The following is a 24,876-nucleotide window of genomic DNA, read 5'->3' on the forward strand; positions in this document are numbered from 1 at the left end:
ATGCTATAATGGCGGGAATGAGGGATGAGATACATTGTAGCCAGGTGAAATCATTGATACAGCTAATGCCTCATCCAGAGCGAACAGGCAGCCGATGTGGCCAATGGCTATAAGGAAGTGGAGCACCGCTCCGAGTCGCAATCTTTTCATCTACGATGTAGCAATCAATGCACAAACTATAGTTACTATCTTTCTCATATTATTTCTTGTCCTTATGAAATGCCCTTCTTGAACCGCTGCAAACGTGGCGACGGAAGCTACAATGGTGATGGGGACGATAGACCAAAATGTTATGGGTACTGCAATGGTTTCCGAGCCAACCACCCGTCGGCTATGTCGCTGATGCCGCAGAGCGCATAGATTATCCAATATGCCATACTCGTCACGTCACAAAGGAGCAGACCCAAAGAGTCTGCAATCCTAAGCAGCGTTATGATGTTCGGCAACTGAGTCATCTTATTTCGTTAGCTTTTCTATAAACAATAATTCTGCATCCTTACTGAAGTCGAACTGGCGATAGTCGTCATACGACAGTTGAATGCCAGGGATGAAAGTCTTCGCCATAGGATGATCTGTGGGTAAGAAACTCTGCAGGGAGTTGGAGACAGAACATTCAAGACCAGTATTCGGTAACTTGAATAGTGTGACCTCCATAAACGTGTTTGGAGCCTGCCCCGAAGGAACACCTACCACCTTGGCTCCCATCTTCCACAGCATGTAAGCGGTATGGAAAGCGGCGCTGAAGGTATGCACGTCGGTAACCACATAGATTTCTCTTGGTGTGTAGATGGGCTCACCGTTTTGTGCTTTGAGAATGTTCATGTCGGCACACATGAACCAGTCGAAGCTGCTGATGTTTGATGGTCGTTCAATGAAATCACCCATCTTCAACGATGTTCCACTATTTTGGTTGAACTGTTCTAAGGTAGTGTTATTCTTCTTGAGCCAACCCTCTGATACTTTGGTGGCATAGTGCATGCCTAAGTCGGTATCCATGAAACGCTTTCCGTAGAGTTCGTACAGCGCTGCATACATAATCATCGTCCACCCTCCATGATTGCTGCGCAGGTCGATGATGAGACGCTGACTGTTAGCCGCTTTCATCTCGCGCAGCATCTTGGCGAAGGCATCAGCCACAATCACATCCGATTTCAAACCGTAGCTTTCGAGATTTGGTATGTCGGCACTCACTATAGAGTTGATGCACATCACCATCGTTTGTTTGTTGTCATCTACAAAGCGGTATTCGAAGTTCTTTTTGGGGAACCGCTCATCAGTAGATGTCCATACTATGTTTTCCCACAACGGGCCGTTGGGATAGAAAGGCAGACTGACGAGTGTATCTTTGCCATTAGTCATACGGAACTTCATTGAGATCTGATTCTTATTGAATGTGGGGAATAGTTGTCGCAGTGTGTTGGTGTTGCCAATGTTTCTGCAAGCATACCCCATCAGTCCATAGCGATTCTCAGAAACAACAAGTTTGTCGAAGCGATCAAGTACCGATTCTAATGATTTCCCTTCCACCTCGCACAACATTGCTCCCTTTAACGCCTTCAGTTCTGGAGTATATCCGTTTACAATGATGCCTTCGGGAATAACTTGAAATTTCAGCGGTACCCATTGATCTTCTATCTTCTTTGGCGCTTTAGCATTCCCTATATAGGTGTGTCCGTCGTGGAGTGCGGATATCAGTTTGGTTACCTCAACATGTATATCGTTAGGTGTCAAGGAGTCGCAGTTGGCCAGCTCATTTCTCAGTCGTTTCACTGCTTTGTCAAAGCCGTCCTTCCCGCCAAAAGCGCTGTATGGATCGGGATGTATCTGCTCCAATTGCCTGAAGAAATAGTCGTAATCCTGAAGCAAACTGTCTTGCTGGGATATATAACTGTTTTGTGCCTCGAGCCCTTGTGCACTTGCAAGTGTCGCCACAAATAGGGCAAATTTTACTATTGTTCTTATCATATTTATTTAACTTTCGTTGTGAAGATAAAAGAAGTTAGAAGCCAAATGTTTTTTGGCACACACAATTAAGTCAATAACCTTCATGTCTTGTTATCTGCTTAGCGCATAATGCTATCGCTCGGCATGATTCAGTCAAATTTGATTCAGCTTTTGCTTACTCGCATTATTCGGAATGTGCAGCGGTCGCTTCCCCTGAGAATGGTATTCTCGATGTGCACTTCGAAATGACTGTTTGGTTCAAGTTGTGACAAGATATATAGAATGCTCTGTCGTGAGCACTCACACTGCTGCGGATTTTTTCTCTGCCCACATTTTACTTTAGGGCACGAACATTCCAGATAACTCAGTTCATATACCTTTCCTGGCTCAATCACTCTACCAGTATATGACTTATTATTGTACCCTTCCGTATAGATCCTGTCAAAATCCCCTTCATACTTGGCATATATTTGCTTATGTATCTGGAGAACATGATCCTTAACACATTCTATTGCTTCTTCTCTATAGCGCATAGATTCCAAAATTATTTATAATCGGCAAGCGTTTTCACCTCACAGCCTTTGCTTTCGTAATAAGCAAACATCTCTGGTAACTTTTTCAAATCATAGCTGGTGACACAGTCGGAGAGGACATGAACCGAGTATCCAGCCTTGGCTATATTGAAACACGTTGATTTTACGCAACCAGTAGCATCAGCACCAGCAATATAGAACTCATGGATGCCATTCGCTGCTATGAAAGCAGAAAAAGCCTCGCTGGTAAGGGCATTGCTTTTCGTTTTCACGAAGATGTTGTTTGACACAACCTTCATCTCAGGAACCAGTTCTTCGCCCTTGCTACCTGGCTTGAACGTTCTCGTAGCAGCGGTGATGTTGTTGTGCTTAATATACACAACCTGCATACCCTCTGCCACAGCCCATTCGATGGCTGCATTGATATTGTCGATGATGTCACGATAGTGTTTGGTGATATCATTCTGAATGTCGATAACGACAAGTGCTTTATTGTTTCGTGTCATTTTATTTTTTTTCTATTTTTCTCCATATAACCCCATGTTAATCATGGATTGACTATCTCGTCTTTATATCTTTTAGTTATAGTACCTTCTTAAAACCAGGAATCATCCGCAGCAACCAAGTAAGCCCAAAGGATGCTATACTGATGGCAACTCCAATAAACATAAACTTGCCGAATGCTCCCATCCAGATGCCGTCAACTGCATTCTGCAAAGATATCATCAGTAGTAGATGGACGATGTAAGCTCCGTAAGCCTGGGCGGCACACCACTGCCAGAACTTGCTGTGCCAATTTCCGTACTCACGAAACAGCCAGAGCAGTCCGAAACTAATGAATACGCAAAGTAACGACTCGTAGATGCCGAACCACTGAGCGACAAAGTCGTTCCACTCACCGCCATCACGCAGATAGATGCCTAATGCTAACAAACATCCTATCACAAGCGACAGAAATCCTGTGGCTTTGGAAATTCTCTCAAGCCAACAAATGCGACTGGTTAGAATGCCGACAACGAACATCATCACGTATTGCAGATAATGAGCTGGTTCCATTGGCAAGGGGATGATACCGAAAGGCCATATCCAATGATCCTGCGGACTGACCAAACGTATCAGATAACTGCCAATGCCCATGATGCCACCGAATATCAGCAGGCCAATGATGGTAGGTTTCGACGAACACTTACCATTGATGGGCTTGCATATCAATCGTATCAAGGCATAGAGAAGACAGAACACCAGCAGACTCTCAATATACCACATGTGACCAATCTCGAATTTACCTGATAGTACCGATAACAATCCTCCCATCACCAACAGGGGGATGCCCAGGCGTATCAGTTTCTTTTGGACAAATACCGAGGCTCCCTGTTTATCGTAACTCGCAGGGACAAAATAGCCAGAGATCAGAAAGAACAGTCCCATGAAGAAGGCTGCATTTACTGAGAAGAAATGCCATATCCATGGCATCACCTCGGCCGGATTACTGGGCGTATAGGCCCAGGCTCCGCCATCACCGTATGCCTGACCAGCATGGTGGAATATCACCAGCACCGTCAGGCATACTTTCAGATTGTCCAGATATAAAAATCGTTTCATTCTTTGTTTCTAATTTCCAGTCTCAACACTCTAATTGGCCTATTCTCACCTTGATACTGATTCGCATCGATGCAGGTTTCACCTGTAGGGACGAAGCCACATTTCTCCATCACTCGGCCTGAAGCGGGGTTGTCAACGAAATGACCACTGATTAGCGATTTGATGTCCGTCGTTTGTCGGATATGGTCTAACATCAACTGTAGCGCCTCCGTACAGATACCTTGATTCCAATAGGGTTTGGCCACCCAATAACCAATGAGCGGTTCACCCTCGCGGGCCGGCAGATCGCACTCGCACGACGGGCCGTACCCCATAGCGCCAATAGGCTCGTCAGTCTCTTTTAGAACAATAGCCCATGTGTGCAGCACGTCATTAAATACAGTGCGAATAATCTCCAGACTCTCCTCCACATTCTGATGAGGTGGCCATCCTGCACGAGGCCCCACATCAGGATCAGAAGCCCATTTATACAGTGTCTCCGCATCCGATTCGCGCCAAGAGCGCAATATGATACGATTTGTTTCCATTGTAATTCTATTCATTTGATATTATCGTTTTCTCTTCCCATGCTTTCAGGAAAGCAAGCTGTTCTGGCGTATGAAACCAATGTTCTCCATCAGGCATGATAGTGACCTGACACTGATGCTGACTGATGAAGTCGTGACCTACTTCCTCGCTGACAATCAAGTCCACTTCTGGGCGAAGAATGTATGTGGGCGCAACCCAACTTGTAATTGGATTATTAACAACCCACTCGTAATAGTCGTCCTCGCGCTGTGGCATCAGCTCTATAAACCGCTTCATATCGAGAATTGGAGAGACAAGCAATGCCTGCTCCACTTTCTTGCTCTGGAAAGCCAACAACGTAAACCACGAACCTATGCTGTTAGCACGAACAGATACCGATTGCCAATTATCATATAGATAATCACAGATATCGTTCAGCAAAGGCAGTACCTCCCAAGGCTTGCGCTCTACAGGCAGGTCGATACCCATAACTTGATAACCTTTGGGCACAGCCACCTCTGCAAAAGCCAATGCCTCTTCCTTATGTCCATGCAACCCATGCACAAACAGGAATACTTTTTCGCTCTTTTCGCCAATAATCAGCGCCGGCGTAGAGCCAATATTTAATTCAACAACCTTCATGTCTTGTTATTCGCTTACGTGCATTATTCGGAATGTACAGCGGTCGCTTCCCCCGAGAATGGCATTCTCAATCCGAACCTCGATATGACTGGATAACGACAAGTGCTTTGTTGTTCATCATTTACTCAATTACAAAACTGCGTGGATAGAAATCGCTGTAGAAACGGCCATCGGTAGCAGTGAATTTCAATACGCAGTAATTAGGATCGGTGACGCCGCCTGGATAGTACTCTGTGTCGCCATCGCGCCAGATCATCTCCTTCGAGGCAGCATCCGTCAGCACCTCCATCGTACCTCTGAGCATCATACCCTTGAAGCCTTTGGCATCGCAGAAATAGATGCTTGCCTTGGGATTAGCCTTGTATTGAGCCACACGTATTGAGAATGTGTTGGTTGTAAAGTAGAAGGTTTTGATACCCTCACGCTTGCGTGGCTTCAACATGGCCTTGGTCCAAGGGAATCCGTCCTGATCGACCGATGAGATGTAAGTGATGGGCTGTTTGTCGGCCATCTGTGCAATGAGTTCTTTGACGCCTGCCAAAGCGGGGTTAACAGTCATGACTTCATCGCTACTAACATTCAGCGTTTTGCGCCAGCGCTTCAGCTGGGGGAAATACGTTTTCATCATACCGATATACTCCTCTTTGGTGATGGGCTTCTCCAGCCCCTCGTTTACTGCACCAACAAACTGCGCACAATGTTCAATCATCTCTTCCATCGTGCAGTCCTGCAAGAATTTTCCATCCTTGTAGCAGTACATACAGTAATCTTCGTTCTTCGTGCCGTCGGCATTCGTGCCGAGGACATCTTCTGTGAGCGGCATGCCGCAACTCTGGCAGAACTGTGGCAGTTGGCCCTCTTTGAATGCTTTCTCCTTCTGAGAGAAACTGGCTTCGTAAGCCTCGAAAGCCTCTGGGTTTTCATCGGCTACAAAATAGCCCTTGGGAGGGCAATAGGTTGCCTCGGCGATACCATTGTTCTTAAGCCAACCAGGAATTAGTTCCTGAGCCAGGAAATAAGGCACTTCGGCATCTTTCGGCTCGGCATGATAGTGAATGTTCAGTTTGCTGGCAAGGTCGAAGCCTGCATGTTTGTAAAACTCGATGTTACCCTCCATACAGATAAAGCCGATACCCATGTTGCGAGCCTTATCCAAGGCATATTGCAGCAACTTCAGACCATAGCCCTTGCGCTTGTAGGCAGGATGAATGCTGATGGGGCCGAATGTCCACGAAGCTTTCTTGCTGCCATCATCAAGCACAAGTTCAGCCTTCGAAAACATCACATGACCGATGATCTTTCCATCTACCTCCATCACAAAATCCAGCTCTGGTATAAAGTCGGGATTGGTTCTATACTGATTGAGCACGTAATGCTCTGTGCATCCAGGACGATATACGTTCCAGAATGCCTCACGCGTCAGGTTCTCTACCTCACGATAGTCTTTTGTATCTTCTAATCTAATAATCATTGTTATTTTTGATTTTAATTATTTACAACTTATTGATAGCCTTACGGCACTTTTGTTTGTCTTTCTCGGTCAGCGCGGGATGCATGGCTGTGCCGCCACGCTCGATGGTACTTACGATTTTGAAACCTGCATAGCGGGCTATCTCACGCATGGCACGGATAGCTCCGCGCGACTGTTTGAACAGAATGTTCCAAGGCCATGGCGTAGTGCAGGTGCTGATAAGGATACCCTTCTTACCTTTCATCAGCGGTTCTGGAAAACGATTAGTATCACGCATCATGCCATACACCTGACGGTCGAACATCAGTTTCATCTGTCCAGGGATGTTGCCCCAGTAGCAAGGTGCACCCATGATGATCGCATCAGCCTGCTGCATCATCTTCAACACCCGCTGCGAATCATCTTCTGCGAGAACGCATTTCTGCTTCGTGCGACACGCCATACAGCCTGTGCAAGGCTTCACGGTCAGGTCGTTGGTATAGACCATCTCCACCGTATCGCCTCGCGTTTTAGCCTCCTCCTGCATGATGCCTAGCATCTGGGAAATCAGCCCCTTCTTCCGAGGACTGCCATTTATAATCAGAATGTTCATATTCTCTTTTGTACTCAAAAATCTATTTTATTTGTATTGCCCACTAAAAATCCTTTTACGCAGACACTTTATGGCGGGTTTATAATAATCTATCTCCATCGCTTCGAGGGTACGTTTCAACTCGTCCATCAGTTCTGGATAGAAGGTGCACATGCGAAAGGCGAGTTTCATGCAGAGCGTTTGGGTGCCAGAAAACTCTTCGATGCTGACCATGTGCTCGAAACAGAAATCAAGGAAGTCAGTCCGCAAATCATCCTCGTCCATTTTCAGCTTTTCGATGATGTTCAGCGTTAGCCGCCTCACCGACGAGTTCTCCGTCTGCATGGCCTGATCTATCAGCTCATTGTATATCACCTTCAATTCCGACAACTCTTCGTCCTTAGCTTTGGTCAGTCCCCACAAAGCAGTTCTCGCCACACGATAGTCGGTGTCGAAGGCATAGCGTTGGGCAAAGCCCAGAAAATCACCTTTCGCCTTAATCTCTTGGTATATCTCCTGAGCTCCGCCCTCACTAAAAGTCTGGTTCAATCTCTCACTTGTTATCGCCATTGTAACTATTTATTCTGGTTTTGCCCAGAATACCTCTGGGTCGGTAGTGGTATCACATTTCCAATTGTTGTTAACGAAGCCTACTGGTATAAGTCTAACGTCACCTTCAGGATCGTTGTCGCGATAGACGCTCTCAGGATTAAAGCGGTTAAGCTTCTTGCACACAAAGTAGTACAGGTTCTTCGCCATATAGGTTTCCAAATAGTATTCCTTTGTCTGCTGCGACTCATGGTTCCAGTTGGCTGTCTCACAAAGCACCAAGGGCTGGTTGTTAATGAGTCGTTCGCGCACTTCGGCGATGCTAAGCAGCGTGCCGTTCTCATCAGTCACCCAGGCATCCATCGTGGGGTCGATATAAAGCCATTTCTGCAACTGACTCGACCACACCGTGTTAATCACATGGCACTCATAGTCGAGCGAATCGGCAGGCATACAAGTCACATAGCGAGCAGGAATGCCCATCGACAGGTACATCTCGCAGAGCGATATGGCCAGCTGGCGGCAGTTCACCCCCTTGCCAGTAGCCTTGTAATAGTTGTAAAGGTCGATGGCATCCAACTCGGCAAACGCCTGGTTGCTGCCGTCGTGGCGGATGTTGTCGTGGGCAAAGTGCAGCAGATTGATAATCTTCGACAGTTCGTCGCCCTGACCTGCTACAGAATCGAGCTTAAAATAATCGCGAACCTTGCAGAGATTGTTCGATATCTTGGGTTGATAACGGAACTCTACCTTCGCATCATCCTTTGCATACGGGGCTGACTTCTTCAGCACATTCAGCGGCTGACGGTCTTTCACCTGCGCCAGTAGCGCCTGGTATTTCTTGTCCTTGCGCAGCGAGACGAGGTCGTTGTCGTTCACCATATTATTATAATCCTTATAGCCCAGCTCGACAGACTGCCCCAATGCCGCAAGCGCCTGTTTCTTTTGTCCCACTATCGCATAGCAGCATGCCTGGTCGTAGTACAGCAGTCCTTTCTGCTCCAGAATGGCTCCCTCGGGGATGGGGGCCACTTTGAAAATCGTGGTGGTGTCGAGCATCGCGATACAACTTGCCAGTGGGGCCAGCGCATCCTTGTGCTTTCCACTATGCATCTGGTCACGATACTGTGTCTGATACTTAGAGAACTCATTTTGAAAGTCCATCATTCGTTGATTCTGAGCCTTTGTGTTCATAGCACTCATCATCACAATGGTCAATGCCATCAATAATTTAAGTTTATTCATACTTTCCAGTTTTTATCATTTGACGTTGCAAAGATAAGTATAGTTGCAAGAATGAGCAAAAATTTGGGATAATCTGCGTACTTTTGTGATGAATCGCTTGGTCAAATCGCAGAATTACACTATTTTTGCGGCATGAAACGAATTAATTATCTATTCATTACATTACTATTGGCTGCATGCAGCAAGACAGACAAACAGCTTATCAGCGAAGCTGAGACTATGATTGGCTCGAATGCCGACAGTGCTCTGTGCTTATTAAATAAGGTAGAAGATGCCACCCACCTATCAGGCGAATGGAAGGCACGTTACTGGTTGGCAACGGCCGAGGCACATATTGGGTCCTACCAATCGTTGTCCGAAGATTCGTTGGTGCTCTATGCCATCGACTATTATCAGGATAAGGATAGTGCCATGCTGTGCAAGGCCCATGCTTTGGCATCGTCGTACTACTGGTGGCGCGACAGTTTCGACAAGTCCAAGGACATGATGCGCCTGTCGTTAGACGAGAGCCGACGTGCCGGCGATCGCACTGGCACCATCTCGAAACTCAGAAGTCTGGCCCGCATGGAATCGCTCGAAGGCAATCTGGAGGGACTGAAGCGCTATACCGAAGAGGTAGTGAAACTGGATGGTGGCGATAAGAACCAGGCCAAGTTGCTTAACAGTCTGGCCATCGAGTATTTCTATCACGGCAACTACGATGCAGCCATCGCCACGATGGAACGTATCGTAGCTTACAGGGATACAGCCGCCGATTCCATCTATATCTGGAACGATGTGATGCGCAACTATGCCGATATGCTCATCGCCATGGGCCAGCTGGATAAAGGTATCAAGATGCATGAATATCTGCTTGACCACTACCGGCATTCTACGGTTCTTGAAGATAACCAGATAGGGGCACTCTTCTCGCTGTCGCATGCCTGGCTGCTGAAAGGCGACAAACAGAAGGCACGCCAGTATATGGATATGGTTGATGAAGAAAAAGCTACCGATGCCACCCGTTTCTGTATGATGGCCCATCGCATGGTGCTGAACTATGCCACCACTGGCCGTTACGACATGACGGAGATAGCCGAGTATGCCAACAACAAGCGCGATAGCCGCGAAAAGAGCGAGGCTGTGGTCGAGGCCAAAGAGTGGTCGATGCACAACCTTCGCGACCATGAACTGATGCTCACTGTTTCGCGCCAGCGCCAGCTCATCTTCTTCCTGATTCTCACCTTAGCCCTGATGGGCATCATCTTCGGCCTGAGTGTGTTGGCCCAGAAGCGCAAGAAACTGCTCGCCAAGCAAGAAGAAGAATTGAAACTGCTGAACGAGCAGTTAAAGAGTCTGCAAACTGTTCGCAAGGAAACGCCCGTTGCTACAGCCGAACAGGCAGCTCCTGCCCGCATCACACTGACTGGCTCAACCAGCGACACGTTGGCGCTCGATGTTTCCAATCTGATATATATAGAAGCAGTTGGCAACTATGTGAAAGTTTACCAACTGCTTAATGAGAAAATTAAAACCGACATGCTGCGTGCCACCTCCAAACTGATTGAGGAGCAGTTAGCAGCCTATCCGATGATGGTGCGCTGCCATCGTGCCTTTATCGTCAACCTCGACCAGGTAGAACAGATCATCTCTCGCGCTGGCACCACCCAGCTCATTATGAAATACAGCCACGATGCCGTTCCGGTTTCGCGTAGCAATATGGCACAGATCAAGGCTGCGATTAAGGATCTGTTATGACCCCATGCGAGCCTGCACGTCCTTACCAGCACCTGTGCCCTTGTACTTACTGCGAGTAGCATTAAAACGGTAAATCAGCGTTGTTACCAGCTTGTGAGATGAGTAACGATTGGTTTGGCGGAACTGATTGTAGCCCAGATCCCCCACCTCGTTCACATGATAACGCTGCAGACAGTCTATCACGCCCACACGTGCTATCAGCGAGCGGTCCTTCAGGAAACTCTTCTGCGCATAGAAACCTAAACGCAGGCTGTTGGTATCGTTGTAGAAATTATACGAGCTACCCTTTGAGCGGAACATCACGTTGGCATCAAACTGCCAACCATGCTTCAGTATAAACGTGTTAAAGGCATTCACCGTGAACTTGGGCTTATTGCAATACACACGATACTTGTTGTTGTGCGGTCCTTCTACATCCAGATACAAATCCTGTTTGTCAACACCCAGTGTGGCATTGAGCGACCAGATGCCCACACGTGGTGTCAGCGACAAGTAAGCACTCAGCACCTTGATAGGTTTATCCAGATTACGATGCTTTACAAGCGTCGCATCCTCCTGGGCATTGTCGATATATGTCCACTGGATAATCGCATTCTTGGTATATTCGTACGAGGCCGAGAAGTTGATCCATTTCCAGGCCACGTTCAGCGTCAGGTCGCGGATGCGCTCGTTCAGCAGCTGTGAGTTACCAGCCTGCAGGGTATAGCGACTGATGTAAGTAACGGCATCGTTCATGGCAAAAAAGCTGGGGCGTTCGGTCTTAAAGCTATAGGAGAGTCCAGCCTGCACCTTCCCAAGCGTCACCGCATACGAAACAGTGGGGAACCATTCATCCATCGAGCGATGCAGAAAGTCGTTATTGCTGGCATCGTCGTAATCCAGGAGCGTGTGCTCGTAACGCAGTCCGGCACTAGCCTGTCCCCAATGGCCAAAGTCGCAACCATATTCAGCAAAAGCCGCAATATTATTCTCCTTGATGTCGGCATCGGTGTTGGCAATAGTAGCCTTGTCAATCCAGTAGGTATTATTACGCTTCACAAAACTCATTTCGGTTCCTGCATCCAGCGAACCCTTCCAGATGGGGTACGACAGCACCAGCTTAGCCGCGAACATTCGGCTATCCGTGCCCGATTGACTACGCACGAAATCATTCTGTATCTGGCTCAGTTCCACATTCTCGCGATCGGTATCGGTACCGCCCTTCATAAAGTCGAAGTTAAAGTCGATACCCAGTTTCCCCACCTTTCCATTATAATAGGTATTAGTAAGAATACCCAAAGGTTTGGTTTCGCTGCTGGTCTGGTGCGAGTACAGATGGTCTATCAGCACACCGTTTTCTGTCACATCCTCATCATATATCACTTGGTTGGTACCGCTCTTAGGGCGGTGAGTCAGGTCGGCACGCACACCCAGCGAGTGGTTATCATTCAGCTGCCAGTTCACACCAGCGCTGTAATTAAGTTGGTTGTACTTCCACGTCATAAAGTAAGGACCATACTGCAGAAATGTTTTCTTGTCGGTCATGGTTTTATCCTCAATCGTACTATACTGGCGGTGGTCCTGGTGGTAGAAATACACCTGTCCAAACACATCCATCCCATCCTTACGATAGTTAGCACCTAACTTCACCTGCGGACGGTCGAAATCATAACGCAAGTCGCGCTCGTTCGAGAGTGTTGCGTTCAGTCCCAGTCCCTCGCCCTTCTGCTTCTTGGTACGTATGCGCACCACAGCACGAATCTGAGCATCATACTGGGCACCAGGGTTGTTTATTACCTCTACATCCCTGATATCCTCGCTACGTAATCGCTTCAGTTCGCTATCGTCGCGCATCTTTCTACCATTAATATATATAAGAGGTGTACCTTTTCCCAGCACCTCAGGTGCCTCGTCGGTACCAGTCATACCTGGCACTTTCACCAACAACTCACCCAACGAACCCGACGAAGCCAGCGCCGTGCCTTCAATGCGTGTAACCATCGCACCTGCTTTCAGACGGGTGTTGGGGAGGCCGCCTTTGATGACGACCTCCTTCAGATTTAAATACTTGTCTACAGATTCTATCGAGTCCTGTGGCGTTTGAGCCCAGTCTGTCGTACTGACAAGGGCCAGAGCTGCGGCAATAAACATTTTCTTCATACTTTAGTAATTATATATTAGTTAAACGATAACTCTTCAAGCAAAAAACGAAAGCAACATGCGTCATCGCGACGGATGTTGCTGAAATTATAAAAAAATCTAACTTAATATTAATAAAACCTTATTCAATTCTAGTTTTTCAGATCAACACCACCTAAGAAATTGCTGACCACAATATGCAGGCATGGGGCGTTCTTATCGGGCACATGAACGGTTGAATTGCCCACACCGCCGATAAAACTGCGACTCTTTACCAATACATTGACATGCGCCGGTACAAAGAGTTCGACACCGCCACAGAAGGTGTGGATATCTATCTCCTCGTCCTCGGTAATCACAGCCTCGCGCAAATCCATACGAATGCCACCACAGAAGGCATCGAGACGGGCGCCATGGAACTGCTCGCCACGGAAGATATACTCGTCACCACCGTAATGCACGCTACAGCAGATGCGCTTGCCATCCTCGCCGATGGGCAGGGGGCGCTGCAACCACTGATCGGGGTCGCGACGGTAACTATCTACAATCAGATGCGCACCTACCCACATAATAACAAAGATGCTGAAATACATGCACCATGGCCCTTCAGACATTGTTTCGAACCACTCCCACTGAATCAATCCCCAAATGGTAGCCAGCTTAACCAGACCGCCCGAAACTAAAACTAATCCGATAATCGTTCTTGGTTTCATAACACTTCTCTTCTTTTAAAAAATTCTACGTTTCGATTATTTGATGCTGCAAAAGTATAAAAACCTACATTACAATCCTAATTTTTGGGATATTCGGTACAATTATGTGACGAATGAACTTATTGCAGTCATCAGAACTCCACACGATAGGCAATATTGGGGAATGTGAGCGAGGTGAACTTATCTACAATCTCGTGAGTACGCAGGTCGAACGTCTGCCCCTGGAACGTCTTTATCTGCAGGTATTCGAGAATAAAGTGATGCGAGGTGTGACGCTTGTTGATGGTGTACTTAACCGAGAAAGCAGAGCCCAAATTCATGCCCTTCTGCTTGGTGTAGGGATCGACACCATCGATTTCTGGAATCGACTTATCAGGGCGCTTCATCACATCCTCGAAGGTGATATCAGCGGGAATGGGTGTATAGCGATCGCCACCCATCAACGTGAAACGGACATTGACACCAAATACATTCTTCTTTGTTTTTCCAACCATCCACTCCTTACCGCCAAGGATATTGGTAATGTAACGGCGATCGTGGCGCGAGTGGTGCCACTGCCCCTGAGCATCGCGATACTCCGACTTGAACAGCGTGGCAGTGATCATGCCATAGAAGCCATCCTTGAGATAGCGTTCCAAGGTAAAGTCGATACCATAGTTGCGACCAGCGCCCTCGTTTACCAAAGCACGATCCTGGAAGAACTGGCGATGATTTAATATAGAATAGGTGGAGCCTAACTCTACAGGCACATCGAACAGCCACTGCCAGTAGGGTTCAATCTTCAGCATGGCGTTATCACCCAAGCGCTGGGCAAACGAAGCTGAGATATGGTGCGAACGGGTGAGTCCGAGATCGTTATTAGGTGTTGGGTGTTGGGTGTTAGTGGATAGAACGAAGTAGGTATCTGTGGTTTCCTTGCGGCTATTCATCGCATAAGCCAACGAGAGGGTGCTGGATGGCGAGGTCTTGTACTGCATGCTGACACGAGGTTCGACCAACCACTGGTTATTCAGGTTAAACCACATCACATTGACACCTGCCACAGCTGAAAGACGACGACTGAGTGCCACCTTATGGTTGGTATAAAAACGGGTAAGACCTGTATTGCCCTCAGAATCGTACACACGATAGAGTGGACCACCCGTATAATGGATGTAATCCAGCCAAGTGTGGAAATCCAAGTGCTGATGCTCAAAGCCATTCTGCATAGTGTATCGTGATGAGAACTTGTGCTGGTGCTGGGTGCTGATAATCACATTCCACTGCGAATTGCGTCCAGCCATATTGGGCATCTGATGCATCTCGGCATCATAGTCGCTAACACCCAGTTTACGATAGGCGCCAGTAAATGCCACACTTGAGTGCAGTGTACCACCGGTTTTAAAACGGTAGGTATGGTTTAAGCCCAACGCACAGTTGCGCTGGCGCGACCACGAGTCGTTCATGTCCCACAGCGTTTCCCACTCCGACACATCGGGTACCTTATTCTCATAGTGGTCGATCAGTCCGGTAAACCACACAGCAAAGGTACCTGCCTTCTTGGTGGGCATATTGAGTTTAAAGCTCAGGTCCTGATAGTCGAGCGTTTCGTTCTCCATATTGATGGCGTGCAGTTTCTTGGCTATCTCGAGGAAGCTATAGCGATAGTTTACCAGATACGAGGCCTTTGAACCTTTGGCCAAAGGACCTTCGGAAGCGAAATCGACACCAAGCGTACCAACCTGCACGGCATGCTCGTACTTGGTATTATTACCCACGCGCATCTTCATGTCGAAAGCACCCGAGAGGGCATTACCATACTCGGCCGGCATGGCTCCCGTGAGGAAATCGCTATTGGCCAGCACGGTACCATTGAGCGAGGTAAACACACCGCCACCAGCTTCGGTTATCTCGGCAAAGTGGTTAGGATTGGCCACCTCGACACCCTCAACGCGCCATTGCAGCATCTGGGGCGAATTTCCATGAATAGAAATGCCATTGGTGGCACCACCTGTAGCTACACCTGCAAACATCGAGGCTGTACGGGCGGGATCGGCCATACCACCAGCATATCGACTGGCCTCCTCGACGCTGAACATACGAGCACCAACCTGTGCCATCTCGTTAAGTGGCAACTGCTTGTTGACACGAGGTTTGATGACCACCTCGCTCAGTTCGGAGATGCTCTCACGCATACGCAGGTTGACGACCAGCTCCTTACCCGACGTAACCAGCTGCTCCTTCAGCACTACAGGTTCGTAACCAACAAAACTGGCTCTGATGGAATGGCGGCCCACGGGCACATGCTTAATTTCGAAATTTCCATCTACATCAGAGACGGTAGCCAAAGTGCTACCGTTCTCTACTGTGACAGTTACTCCAATCATTGGTTCGCCCGAAGCGATATCACAAACCTGTCCGCGAACCGTTTGCCCTATGGCCGAATGCTGCTCTATCGCAGAATTGGTCTGAGCCCCTGCCTCTGCAGGGATGAGCAGCATCGTCATAGCTGCTCCTAAAAATAATCTTTTCATCTTATATATCTAATATTTCAATTATCAATTCTAATTACATGCGTGCCTTCTGTTTCTCGCCAGCACCGCTTCCACGATACTTAGAACGAGCCTCGTTAAACTTCCAGGTAAGATTTACCATAAAGGTGCGACGGGTAGGATTTAATATAGTCAACTCACGTGGACCATACAAGGTAGCCTTGGTCTCGTCGGTATTAAACAGGTCGTTACAACGCAGGTCGAGGGTGAGCGAGCCCAGACGGCGCAGGTTGATGTCGTGCTGCACTCCAATGTCGCCACGTCCCTGAGCCTTCAGCAAACGGAAGTTGCCCACATCGCCCTTGGGAGTGAAGCGCAAACCGGCATTGATGCGCCAACCCTTTGGCAGCACGATGGTGTTATCCCAACCTATCTGCAGGTAAGGGCGATCGAGTGTGATTGTGGTATCGTAGGCTGTAGGTGCCTTGTAATTCTGGAAAAGCAGATACAGATACCATGTGGGATGCCAGCAGCCAATGGTAGGACTGGCGTATGGATTAAAACTCAGCTGGTTATAATCCTCCTCGGTATTGATAGGACGTACCAGACATACCAGTGGATCGTCGGCACCAGGATATGGCTCAGATGACATCGTTGTATTATCTTTCACACGTCCGTAATCCACGCAGATACCCATCCACTTATAGCCCACGTTAAGTACAACGCTGCTGGTGTACATAGGGCGCAGTGTGGGGTTACCACTCTGATAAGCATAACGATTCAGATAGATGGTAGAACTGGTGAGGTTTCCATAAGCTGGGCGCTGAATGTCGCGACGATACGAGAGCGACATCTGCACCTTGCCAATCGGTGCAGAGATGGTGGCAGTAGGGAACCAGTCGCCATAGTTTCGACTCACCTCATCATCGCGTTTGCCAAAATTATAGTAGTCGTTCTTCAGATGCTCGTAGCGCAAACCGGCCTGAACGAATAGCTTTCCGAACTGATGTCCATACTCGATAAAGGCTGCTTCCGACTTCTCGTTAATCTCTGTATCGGTAGCTGTTACAGGCACAGCCTCCGACGACTCGAACGAGTAGGCATCGGTACGATGGTTGTACGAATACTCACCACCAAACGAGAGATTGCCCTTGAATACAGGATAGCTGAAAACAAGCTTTGAGGCCCAGAAATTGTTGGCACTCTTGGTATTGCTTTCGATGTTACGCACATCATAACTGCCCGTTTTTGCAACATCGGCCCAAGCCAGTTCACGAGTGTGACCTGGTGTCTCAGTATCATCAAAAAGTCCGTCGATATTCAGGTCGATGCCCAATTTGCCCACCTTACCATTATAATAGGCATTAAAGATATGCTTCTTAAACTTCTCGTCCTGCCATACGTCGCTCTCCGAACGCTCCATAAAGGCGCCATCCTGATACTCGTCGGTATTAAACTGGCTGGTAAGCGTGCCATTGGGATGATAGTCGTACTTGTATAACGCACCCAAACTGTGATTCTCGTTAAACATATAGTTAATCTGCAACTGTGGCGTCAGCCCCTTCCATTTATGTCGGGTTTCCTGCACGGAATAACCATAGATTTCATTTTCCTTATGTTCGCCGACCAAATAGAACATATCATCCTCTTGCAGGCTCTTGGTGTGACCATAGGTACCAGCCCAGAAAGTGGCTGTAAGGTCGAGTCCACCCGTACGGTAATTCACGTCAAGCAGATTGTTTGCCGACCAGCCATACTGATACATGCCCTGAGTTTTGTTCTGAAAGCTGATGCCTTCGCCCTGAGCCTTCTTCAGGGTGATACGAACCACAGCCTTGGTTGATGCAGCATAACGGGCACCAGGATTCTGAACCACATCTACATGCTGTATCTGGTCAGAACTGATACGTGCCAGTTCGTTTATGTCCTGCAACTTTCGGCCATTGATGTATATCTCGGCATCGCCACGACCCAGCACCTTGATGCCCCCTTCGTCACCAGCCTCAAGCGATGGGATTTTCGTGAGCGCATCGCTCAGCGTTCCTGCCTTCTCCAAGATGGTTCCAGCCACAGTAGTGCGCATGGCATCACCCTTAACATGGGTTTTAGGCAGTTGTCCCTTGACCACAACCTCTTTGAGCAACTGAGTGTCCTCTTTCATTTGGATGGTCAGGTTCTGACCGGCCTTAATATATAAGGTCTGGTAGCCCACGCTGGTTACCTTAAACAAACCTTGGTTCACATCGGTTACGATTTTAAACATGCCCTGCTCATCAGTCATACAGCCCTGTACAAATGCAGAATCGGGTAGCGACAACAACACGACGTTTACAAAGGGCATGGGTTCGCCTTTCTCGTCGATCACACGTCCGCCCCAATCTTGTGTATCAGCAGAACTTGTTAGCGTCATCATCATTGCGGCCATCAGGGCCATCAGTCTAGAATTCAACTTCTTCATACTTTCATTAATTTATTTTTTCAACTCAAACTTTGTCAGTTTGACGCTGCAAAATTACAGATAGTTGCAGAAACCCCTGCATAAGTGGGATATTATGCAGGGGTTTGTGACGAATGGTGTGATAAACGGTAGATCTGTGACGAATGGCACTTACCACACTAATGCTCGCTTCTCCTTGGGGATAAACATCTTGTCGGGATAGCCTACGTTGATGTGCATGGCGTGCAGCTTCTCCAGAGCCTTGGCTTTAGTCGAGTCGCTCATCCAGGTGTTCTCCTTCAGACGGTCCTCGAAGGCTTGCTGTAAGTCCTTCACCAGACGGTAAACACGCTGTTTGCTACTCTCGGGGAAGTATTTCTTGACGTAGAGTTTGCCGATGGTTTCGCCCAGATTGCCACTGATGGTAGCGACGGCACGCTGTCGTTGTCTTGCCGCACCATTTAGGTCCTTCAATCAACACTGCACCTTTACCTGCCAGCTTGCGAGCCAACAGTCTATCGGCAATTCTTGGTTTATAAATATTATCCATCATTTTATTCGTTGTCGATTTTGTGGGCAAAGTTGCTGATTAATAATGAATTATCCAAATTTTTTAGTAACTTTTCGGTCGTCTGCTGTGAATTTGTTCGGTTGTTTGTGACGATTTCGTTCGGTTGTTTGTGGCGATTTTGTTCATGGACAATAATTGAAATGAATGCTTATGACTCTTAAAAAAATACATACATAAGGCAGTTGGATTTATGTGAAACTCAGTGGTTTTTTATGGCATTTTGGGCTTAATTTTGATGGAACAATTTGAAAATGTTCCATTAAAATTAAAGGTGTTTGAAAATAAAAGTCCCTGCAAGTTTTTAACTTACAGGGATTCATTTTGAAGGGTGCCCGGTGGGACTCGAACCCACGACATTCAGAACCACAATCTCTTCTGAGAGCCCTATATCCTGTTGATTATCACCACGTTAATGATCTCTAGTGCCAATCCTTGGTAAACTATAAGTAAACTTTGGAATGCTCTGCAAAGGTATCACTTTCTGGTGAAAAAACAGCTATTATTCAGTTAAATTATCGAAATGTGAAAAAAGAAAAGGGATATAATCCGTATTTCTAACGAATTATGTCCCTTCAATTTTTACGGTAGTCTCATTCATTCATGGACTCTCCACTTTTCGTGCTGTGTTTGTGAGAGATCCAAATTAGACTCCGTGCTGAAATATCTAATGAAGTTCAGGTATGGAGTCTTTTCGTATCTTTCAACAATGGCCTTATTGGCCTTCTTATTTCTGTTATAGAAGTAATCTTCAATGCCATTCTTTGGTTTTATTTTGAAATAGTCTAGCCATATCTGGGCAATCTCTTTGTCCCACACGCACCACTCACCATAATGATATAGCTCTTTTGGTATAAATGCGTGTATCATCTGCTCGTCATTCATATCTCCTTTATGTAAATCTAGTATCTGGAATGAGGGATTATGCGTTAGATATGTCCTCATCCTGCTGAAAAATGCTTTAGCGTCTCTGGAGAATCCCACCTTACAGTAGTCTCCGCTCTTAATAAAATAGAGCATAATATGATTAGAAGTTAAATAGCATATCGCCTAGTTCGTAACCATCTACCCTTTTCTTATTTATGTAATGACAGTGTTTTTCAACATGGTATATGTCACAGTTGAGTATTTGAGTGGATTTAGGAGATAACTTGATCCCAAGCCTATTGAACTGTTCGGTGAGTAGCCTTCTCATTTCTTTATTACTGATGAAAGCTCCCCTTTGGTATATAGCCCTAAAAGCCTGTTGGAGTTTCTTCTTATCTTCTACTTTCTGCATCATCTTCTCTTTATTCCAGCGGCAGCTATTCATTTCTGTTTCTTTAAGGTAACACTTGAAGTCCTTGAACTCTGGATATTCGATTTCGTATTGTTCTGATGGATGTTCCAAGTAATCTCTTAGTAATTGTTCATATGAGATCGTTATAGCCCGTGCTAGTAATAAATCGAACTCATCCCAGTATTCCTGTTTTGCCTGCACGAACTTTTCAGACTTGTTATAGGCAGCTCTCAGGTTTATTCCGTCTTTGTATGCCTCCCTTATCTTCTGTTTCCTGATAAAGGCCTTCTTCTTCAATTCATTGCGCACTAATCGACCTTCTTCTATAGATAATATATCATTCTCGATGTTGACCCTCTTGATGAGAGCTTTTAATTCATTCTCGTCAGCTTTCTTCTGTAAGGATAACAATCGTACTGCTGCATCCTCTTTCCTATTCATTTCTGCTTTAAACTCAGCCTGTGACAAAACACTGTTGTTAGTTGAGAAGATATGTACCATTGTGTTTCGAAAGATGTTGTGGTACTCGTCATTCTCTCTGAGTCTACCGCTTATCTGCTCCATCGTAGTTGATATATCCACCAGCGTTTGTGTCCTGTGTACGTCACTAGCTACGATGATAAGTCCATTGTTAGAAAACAGATTACAGCCTTGGAAACTCTTTTTGGTAAAGAAGTTGATCCTTTTGTTCGGTGTAATAGCGGATTCTCGTTTGAACCTCCCGAGTATTAGTCTGTTTCTTTGCCTTTGGGCACAACAAACCTTCACCTCATCCTCTTCTAGTTCAAGTGTATCAATAACTTGTTTAATGGTCGTAACTGAGTTTAAGAAGATGAATAGTTGCTCAACCTTCTTCCTCTCTCCACATATATCTGGCAGGTAGATTCCTTCTTCTTTAAAAATTCTAATCAGTCTGGCTAGTCCATGTGGTAAACATGTAGCTTTTATTTTTCTAACGATAATTGGTATTCCTTGTGGCCAAACAACCTTGTAATGAGGTAATTTTTTTAAGAAGTCAATCTCGTAGTCTTCATCAATCGGAGTAGCTGAAAGGAAAGTATAGTGCTTAAACTTTTGTATGCTACAACACATTCTTACAATAGCAGATTCTCGATAATCCATGTCCTCTAGAATTAAATGGTACTCGTCTATCAGGACTTTCCAACCATCTATGTTATTACCCATCCATTTCAATAGCTTGTCTAAGCTGTCATAAGTAACGGCAATCTTGTAAATATTGTGTTCCTTGATGTACTTTCGGAACTGATATTCTTTGACTCCACCATAACACTTGAAGACATCGTATTTGTTATTCTTATCTGCTGCTATGCTATCCACCAAGTCCCTGAACGGACACACGATGATATAGTTTGATCTACAGTTAGCGGCGACGTATGTACCACCAACGTCTGTTTTTGTTTTGTTGACTATCCCATGAGGTAAGCCATCTTTAAAATCGGGAAGCTCTGACAAATAACGAGCATTTCCGCCATTAATAATATTTTCCATTTTACAATCAGATTATGGAGTTAAAAAAGAAGGATCTGCTGACTATGATTTCATCTTCATTTTTAGAACAGAATTTTTTTCATGCTTTTATATAGTAGCCTTGAAAAAAAATGTTCTACTGCGGGGCAAAACAAAGGACGCATTTCTACGCCCTCCGTTTCCCCATATATCTGATAGTGTCTTTAGTGATTATCTCACAGGGATTTCAACGGCATTTTCTTTCTCGCTTTTTCAAGTGGTTCTAGCTATTTTTTAGCCTCTTTAAAAATCAGAAATCACCGTGTATGTTCTTCAAGTATAGATTAGTGAAGTGTACCTTATTCAAGTAGCTTCTATCCTAGCTTAATGTTGGTCTGAAACACCATTTCTTCCTAGAGTTTGTGACTGTACCCAAATACGGCGAACAAAGTGCATTTTCAGTCCAAGGAATATTTTTCTAACTTCTATAGTATGATCTGAAAAAATATGTTCTATAGCTGCACTAAAAAAAGAGGTTCCAGAGAAGACAAAAAAAAGAAAAACATCTGAACAAAAAATAAAGCATATAATCATGAAAAATATTCCAAAGTACAAATTGCAACTAGTACCTTTTGAGAGTCTTCTCTTTCCCCTCAATTGTCTGTAATAAATGTATCTGCTGACTTCAAGTTGTCAAAGCAAAAAAATGTTAACATCAAAATCGGTCGATTTGATCAATAATTTTGTGTTGGAATTTTTTCTCTCTTTTAGTAGGGTAGCTCTGAAAAAAAGTGTTCCATGCAAGAAAAGAAACAAAGGAACCCCCGATTTGGAAAGTTCCTTTGTCTTTGATAGCAATTATTTTGCAATTTTCATTAATTCCACTTTCAATCAGAAAATTATTCCCATATTATTGTCGATATTGATTTCTGAATTTTATTCGTTTCAACAAAAGGTGTTGTTACAACTTTAGTAACATAACCACCTTCAAAGGAATATTCATATGTAAAATCACTAGTCTCAGAGTAAGTGTATTTTGATGGTAAATTTTTGGGGATATTCCCATAATAGCCCATCGCGAACAAATTAGCATCCGTATTGCTACCTTTAAGATAGAATGGGAAACCCTTTGCCCAAGGATAATTTGAATATTCAAATGAACTGTCTCCCAGTTTGATCAAATTTCCATCAGACCACGTAATGATCTTAGTTTTACTCTCAATATTAGAACCTTTGCTGCTTATAGATGATAAATAGTTATTTACATCGTAAGAGAATGTTTCTATAGAGCTACTGCTATTTCCATTATATGCCTGTATTTCTTCATCTTTAACTATCCTACCATTTTCAAGTGTGTATGAATGAGATTCAGAAAGAGAGGAAGATTGTCCATTAGAATACGTCTCTTCCATAACACTTTTGGTTACAATAAGCATTTCTCCATATTGATATGTTTTTTCTGAATGGCTGTTTGTACCAGCACCTGATTCTGTTTCAATAATCTTAGTTACCCTACCTTGTGAATCATAAGAGAACGAAGACTCATAAAAAGAGCTCCCTTCTTCTGTTGTAATTTTGACAACATGCTTGGAGGATTGGGGCGTTTCAGAAGATCCAGATCCACTATTACCTCCAGAGCTAGGCTCATTATCGCTCCCACAGGCACTAAATACTGTTACACATATGAATAAGCCCAATAGCAGGCTCAGAAATGAAAATCTTTTGTTCATAATTAGAATGTTTTTATTTAACTACTTTCTTTGATGATCCATTTTTGAATCTTATAATATTAATTCCTTTCTTTGGACCATTCAGTCGATGGCCTTGCAAGTCGTACATACTTACCACTTCGTTTGATTTTCCAATAGATTGAGTTGTAATACCACTTGTCAGATACTCGCCGAATGATGGGAATCCATCTCTTGTCCATTCTCTATAATGTCCTTGATTACAATTATTATTTACCCAAGTGTTTAGCAATTCATACAGGTAGGTACCAGAATTAGTTATTCCAGAACCATCGAACGTGGCCAAACCTGAGCATTGTCCCCAATTCAAACTACCACAATAATCAAAACTACTATTCAATATGCTCGCTTTAATAAAATAGCAATTATAAACTTTTCCTGAAGTATCATTATATCCAACGATTCCACCAGTTGTCCAAGCTTGGAAAGAAGTCGCATTTATGGTTCCATAAAAATAGCTATTTTCTAATGTACCACAATTGTATCCAACTAGACCACCAATTTGACCATATATTTGTGCTTTTGTATGTTGGATAGAGCTGAAACAATTCTGTATAACGGTGCCACTTCCGCTATATCCGACTATAGCTCCATCACAATAGTCACCGCGAATATATCCACGAGTGTAGCAGTTTGTGATAAGTGTGTTATTACTGTAACCAACAACACCTCCAATATAAGAACTACTATTAAGATCAGCATCCTCAATGCCTATGTCGTTAATGGTTGCCCCATCAGTACATCCAAAAAGTCCAATCTCTGATGAGGATTTTATGGTTATGCCTTTAACAACAAAACCATGACCATCAAAATTACCTGAAAAAGGATGTCCTTGATGTCCAATTGGTACGAAGGAAAAACCTGTCATATCTATGTTATTTGTCAGGCAGAAATAAAAACCAGAATATGAGTTCCCAGAATTGACAAGATTAGCCAGATTAGCCAGATTATCCTTAGTTTTTATTTGATAGGGTGAATCTTTCGTTCCATTCCCATCAAAATCACTAGCATTAACAAACATTGGTAACAATGAAAGTAAGAACAAGAGTAGTCGTATCTTCATAATTGTCACAGTTTGCCAACCAATCCCCAGAAGTCAGCGGTAAAAATTAAAGGCGTGGGAACTTTCAGCTTATTACCTCATTGTGGCTCTGGACTGCCTGGCAGAATAATAAGCAAAAGCCCACGCCAAAATGATATAATAAACCCATAATGGGATATAATATCAATCGCGTGGGCGTTCTTGCTCATCACCCTCAGCCATGAATTGTCCA

The 24,876-nt window shown here is 45.2% G+C and carries 21 protein-coding genes and 1 pseudogene; 1 reads left to right on the top strand and 21 read right to left on the bottom strand.

All coding sequences use genetic code 11. The features are described from left to right. Positions 1–3 precede the first annotated feature (3 nt). The 12 genes and pseudogenes from T360_RS16195 to T360_RS14960 form a co-directional block, all read right to left on the bottom strand. On the bottom strand, positions 4–150 hold the full coding sequence (locus tag T360_RS16195) for a hypothetical protein (protein ID WP_155949445.1): 147 nt from the start codon (positions 148–150) through the stop codon (positions 4–6). A 140-nt stretch (positions 151–290) separates the two neighbouring features. Further along, the gene (locus T360_RS15985; RefSeq protein WP_081772744.1) at positions 291–455 is read right to left on the bottom strand and encodes a CDP-alcohol phosphatidyltransferase family protein; all 165 of its coding nucleotides are present in this window, start codon (positions 453–455) and stop codon (positions 291–293) included. Between the two features lies 1 nt (position 456). Beyond that, positions 457–1,965, bottom strand: coding sequence for a S41 family peptidase (locus tag T360_RS0108090; protein ID WP_081772745.1), 1,509 nt, complete (start codon positions 1,963–1,965; stop codon positions 457–459). Positions 1,966–2,488: 523 nt separating this feature from the next. Further along, complete coding sequence (locus tag T360_RS0108100) at positions 2,489–2,983, bottom strand: cysteine hydrolase family protein (RefSeq protein WP_028912332.1); 495 nt, start codon at positions 2,981–2,983, stop codon at positions 2,489–2,491. 76 nt (positions 2,984–3,059) lie between these two features. Further along, positions 3,060–4,079, bottom strand: coding sequence for an acyltransferase family protein (locus tag T360_RS0108105; protein ID WP_028912333.1), 1,020 nt, complete (start codon positions 4,077–4,079; stop codon positions 3,060–3,062). After that, positions 4,076–4,621 (bottom strand): GNAT family N-acetyltransferase, encoded by a 546-nt coding sequence (locus tag T360_RS0108110; protein ID WP_231488136.1) that lies wholly within the window; start codon positions 4,619–4,621, stop codon positions 4,076–4,078. The genes T360_RS0108105 and T360_RS0108110 overlap by 4 nt, the downstream gene beginning before the upstream one ends. Further along, the gene (locus tag T360_RS0108115; RefSeq protein WP_028912335.1) at positions 4,614–5,228 is read right to left on the bottom strand and encodes an alpha/beta hydrolase; all 615 of its coding nucleotides are present in this window, start codon (positions 5,226–5,228) and stop codon (positions 4,614–4,616) included. Before T360_RS0108115 ends, T360_RS0108110 begins: the two co-directional genes overlap by 8 nt. Before the next feature lie 121 nt (positions 5,229–5,349). Next, positions 5,350–5,787 (bottom strand): pyridoxamine 5'-phosphate oxidase family protein, encoded by a 438-nt coding sequence (locus tag T360_RS16530; RefSeq protein WP_081772757.1) that lies wholly within the window; start codon positions 5,785–5,787, stop codon positions 5,350–5,352. A 42-nt stretch (positions 5,788–5,829) separates the two neighbouring features. Next, a pseudogene (locus T360_RS16535) lies at positions 5,830–6,699 on the bottom strand (GNAT family N-acetyltransferase); the annotation flags it as partial. A 22-nt stretch (positions 6,700–6,721) separates the two neighbouring features. Continuing rightward, the gene (locus T360_RS0108130) at positions 6,722–7,291 is read right to left on the bottom strand and encodes a flavodoxin family protein (protein WP_028912336.1); all 570 of its coding nucleotides are present in this window, start codon (positions 7,289–7,291) and stop codon (positions 6,722–6,724) included. 27 nt (positions 7,292–7,318) lie between these two features. Beyond that, entirely contained in the window at positions 7,319–7,840 is a 522-nt protein-coding gene (locus T360_RS0108135; protein ID WP_028912337.1) for a hypothetical protein, read from the bottom strand. Between the two features lie 9 nt (positions 7,841–7,849). Beyond that, the gene (locus T360_RS14960) at positions 7,850–9,064 is read right to left on the bottom strand and encodes a transglutaminase-like domain-containing protein (protein WP_036929190.1); all 1,215 of its coding nucleotides are present in this window, start codon (positions 9,062–9,064) and stop codon (positions 7,850–7,852) included. A gap of 132 nt (positions 9,065–9,196) precedes the next feature. Here T360_RS14960 and T360_RS15775 point away from each other — a divergent pair, with 132 nt between their 5' ends. Continuing rightward, positions 9,197–10,801, top strand: coding sequence for a LytTR family DNA-binding domain-containing protein (locus T360_RS15775; protein WP_051523471.1), 1,605 nt, complete (start codon positions 9,197–9,199; stop codon positions 10,799–10,801). Here the strand turns inward: T360_RS15775 and T360_RS0108150 are convergent. The 9 genes from T360_RS0108150 to T360_RS14985 form a co-directional block, all read right to left on the bottom strand. Next, entirely contained in the window at positions 10,796–12,940 is a 2,145-nt protein-coding gene (locus T360_RS0108150; RefSeq protein WP_036929193.1) for an outer membrane beta-barrel family protein, read from the bottom strand. The two genes, T360_RS15775 and T360_RS0108150, sit on opposite strands and share 6 nt — an antisense overlap. Before the next feature lie 131 nt (positions 12,941–13,071). Further along, positions 13,072–13,632, bottom strand: a complete 561-nt coding sequence (locus T360_RS15780) for a LiaF domain-containing protein (RefSeq protein ID WP_081772746.1) — start codon at positions 13,630–13,632, stop codon at positions 13,072–13,074. Positions 13,633–13,763: 131 nt separating this feature from the next. Next, on the bottom strand, positions 13,764–16,145 hold the full coding sequence (locus tag T360_RS14975) for a TonB-dependent receptor (RefSeq protein ID WP_081772747.1): 2,382 nt from the start codon (positions 16,143–16,145) through the stop codon (positions 13,764–13,766). Between the two features lie 34 nt (positions 16,146–16,179). Next, positions 16,180–18,561, bottom strand: a complete 2,382-nt coding sequence (locus T360_RS0108165; protein WP_028912339.1) for a TonB-dependent receptor domain-containing protein — start codon at positions 18,559–18,561, stop codon at positions 16,180–16,182. Between the two features lie 150 nt (positions 18,562–18,711). Then, positions 18,712–19,014 (bottom strand): M13 family metallopeptidase N-terminal domain-containing protein, encoded by a 303-nt coding sequence (locus tag T360_RS0108170; RefSeq protein WP_028912340.1) that lies wholly within the window; start codon positions 19,012–19,014, stop codon positions 18,712–18,714. A gap of 691 nt (positions 19,015–19,705) precedes the next feature. Then, positions 19,706–20,128, bottom strand: a complete 423-nt coding sequence (locus tag T360_RS0108175; protein WP_028912341.1) for a hypothetical protein — start codon at positions 20,126–20,128, stop codon at positions 19,706–19,708. A gap of 7 nt (positions 20,129–20,135) precedes the next feature. Then, positions 20,136–21,896 (bottom strand): DEAD/DEAH box helicase family protein, encoded by a 1,761-nt coding sequence (locus T360_RS0108180; RefSeq protein WP_028912342.1) that lies wholly within the window; start codon positions 21,894–21,896, stop codon positions 20,136–20,138. Positions 21,897–22,753: 857 nt separating this feature from the next. Further along, the gene (locus T360_RS15995; protein ID WP_081772748.1) at positions 22,754–23,584 is read right to left on the bottom strand and encodes a DUF4595 domain-containing protein; all 831 of its coding nucleotides are present in this window, start codon (positions 23,582–23,584) and stop codon (positions 22,754–22,756) included. A 13-nt stretch (positions 23,585–23,597) separates the two neighbouring features. Then, entirely contained in the window at positions 23,598–24,665 is a 1,068-nt protein-coding gene (locus tag T360_RS14985; protein ID WP_036929197.1) for a hypothetical protein, read from the bottom strand. Positions 24,666–24,876: the final 211 nt, after the last annotated feature.

It is taken from the genome of Prevotella sp. MA2016 (assembly GCF_000619825.1).
In the GTDB taxonomy this organism is placed as follows: Bacteria; Bacteroidota; Bacteroidia; order Bacteroidales; family Bacteroidaceae; genus Prevotella.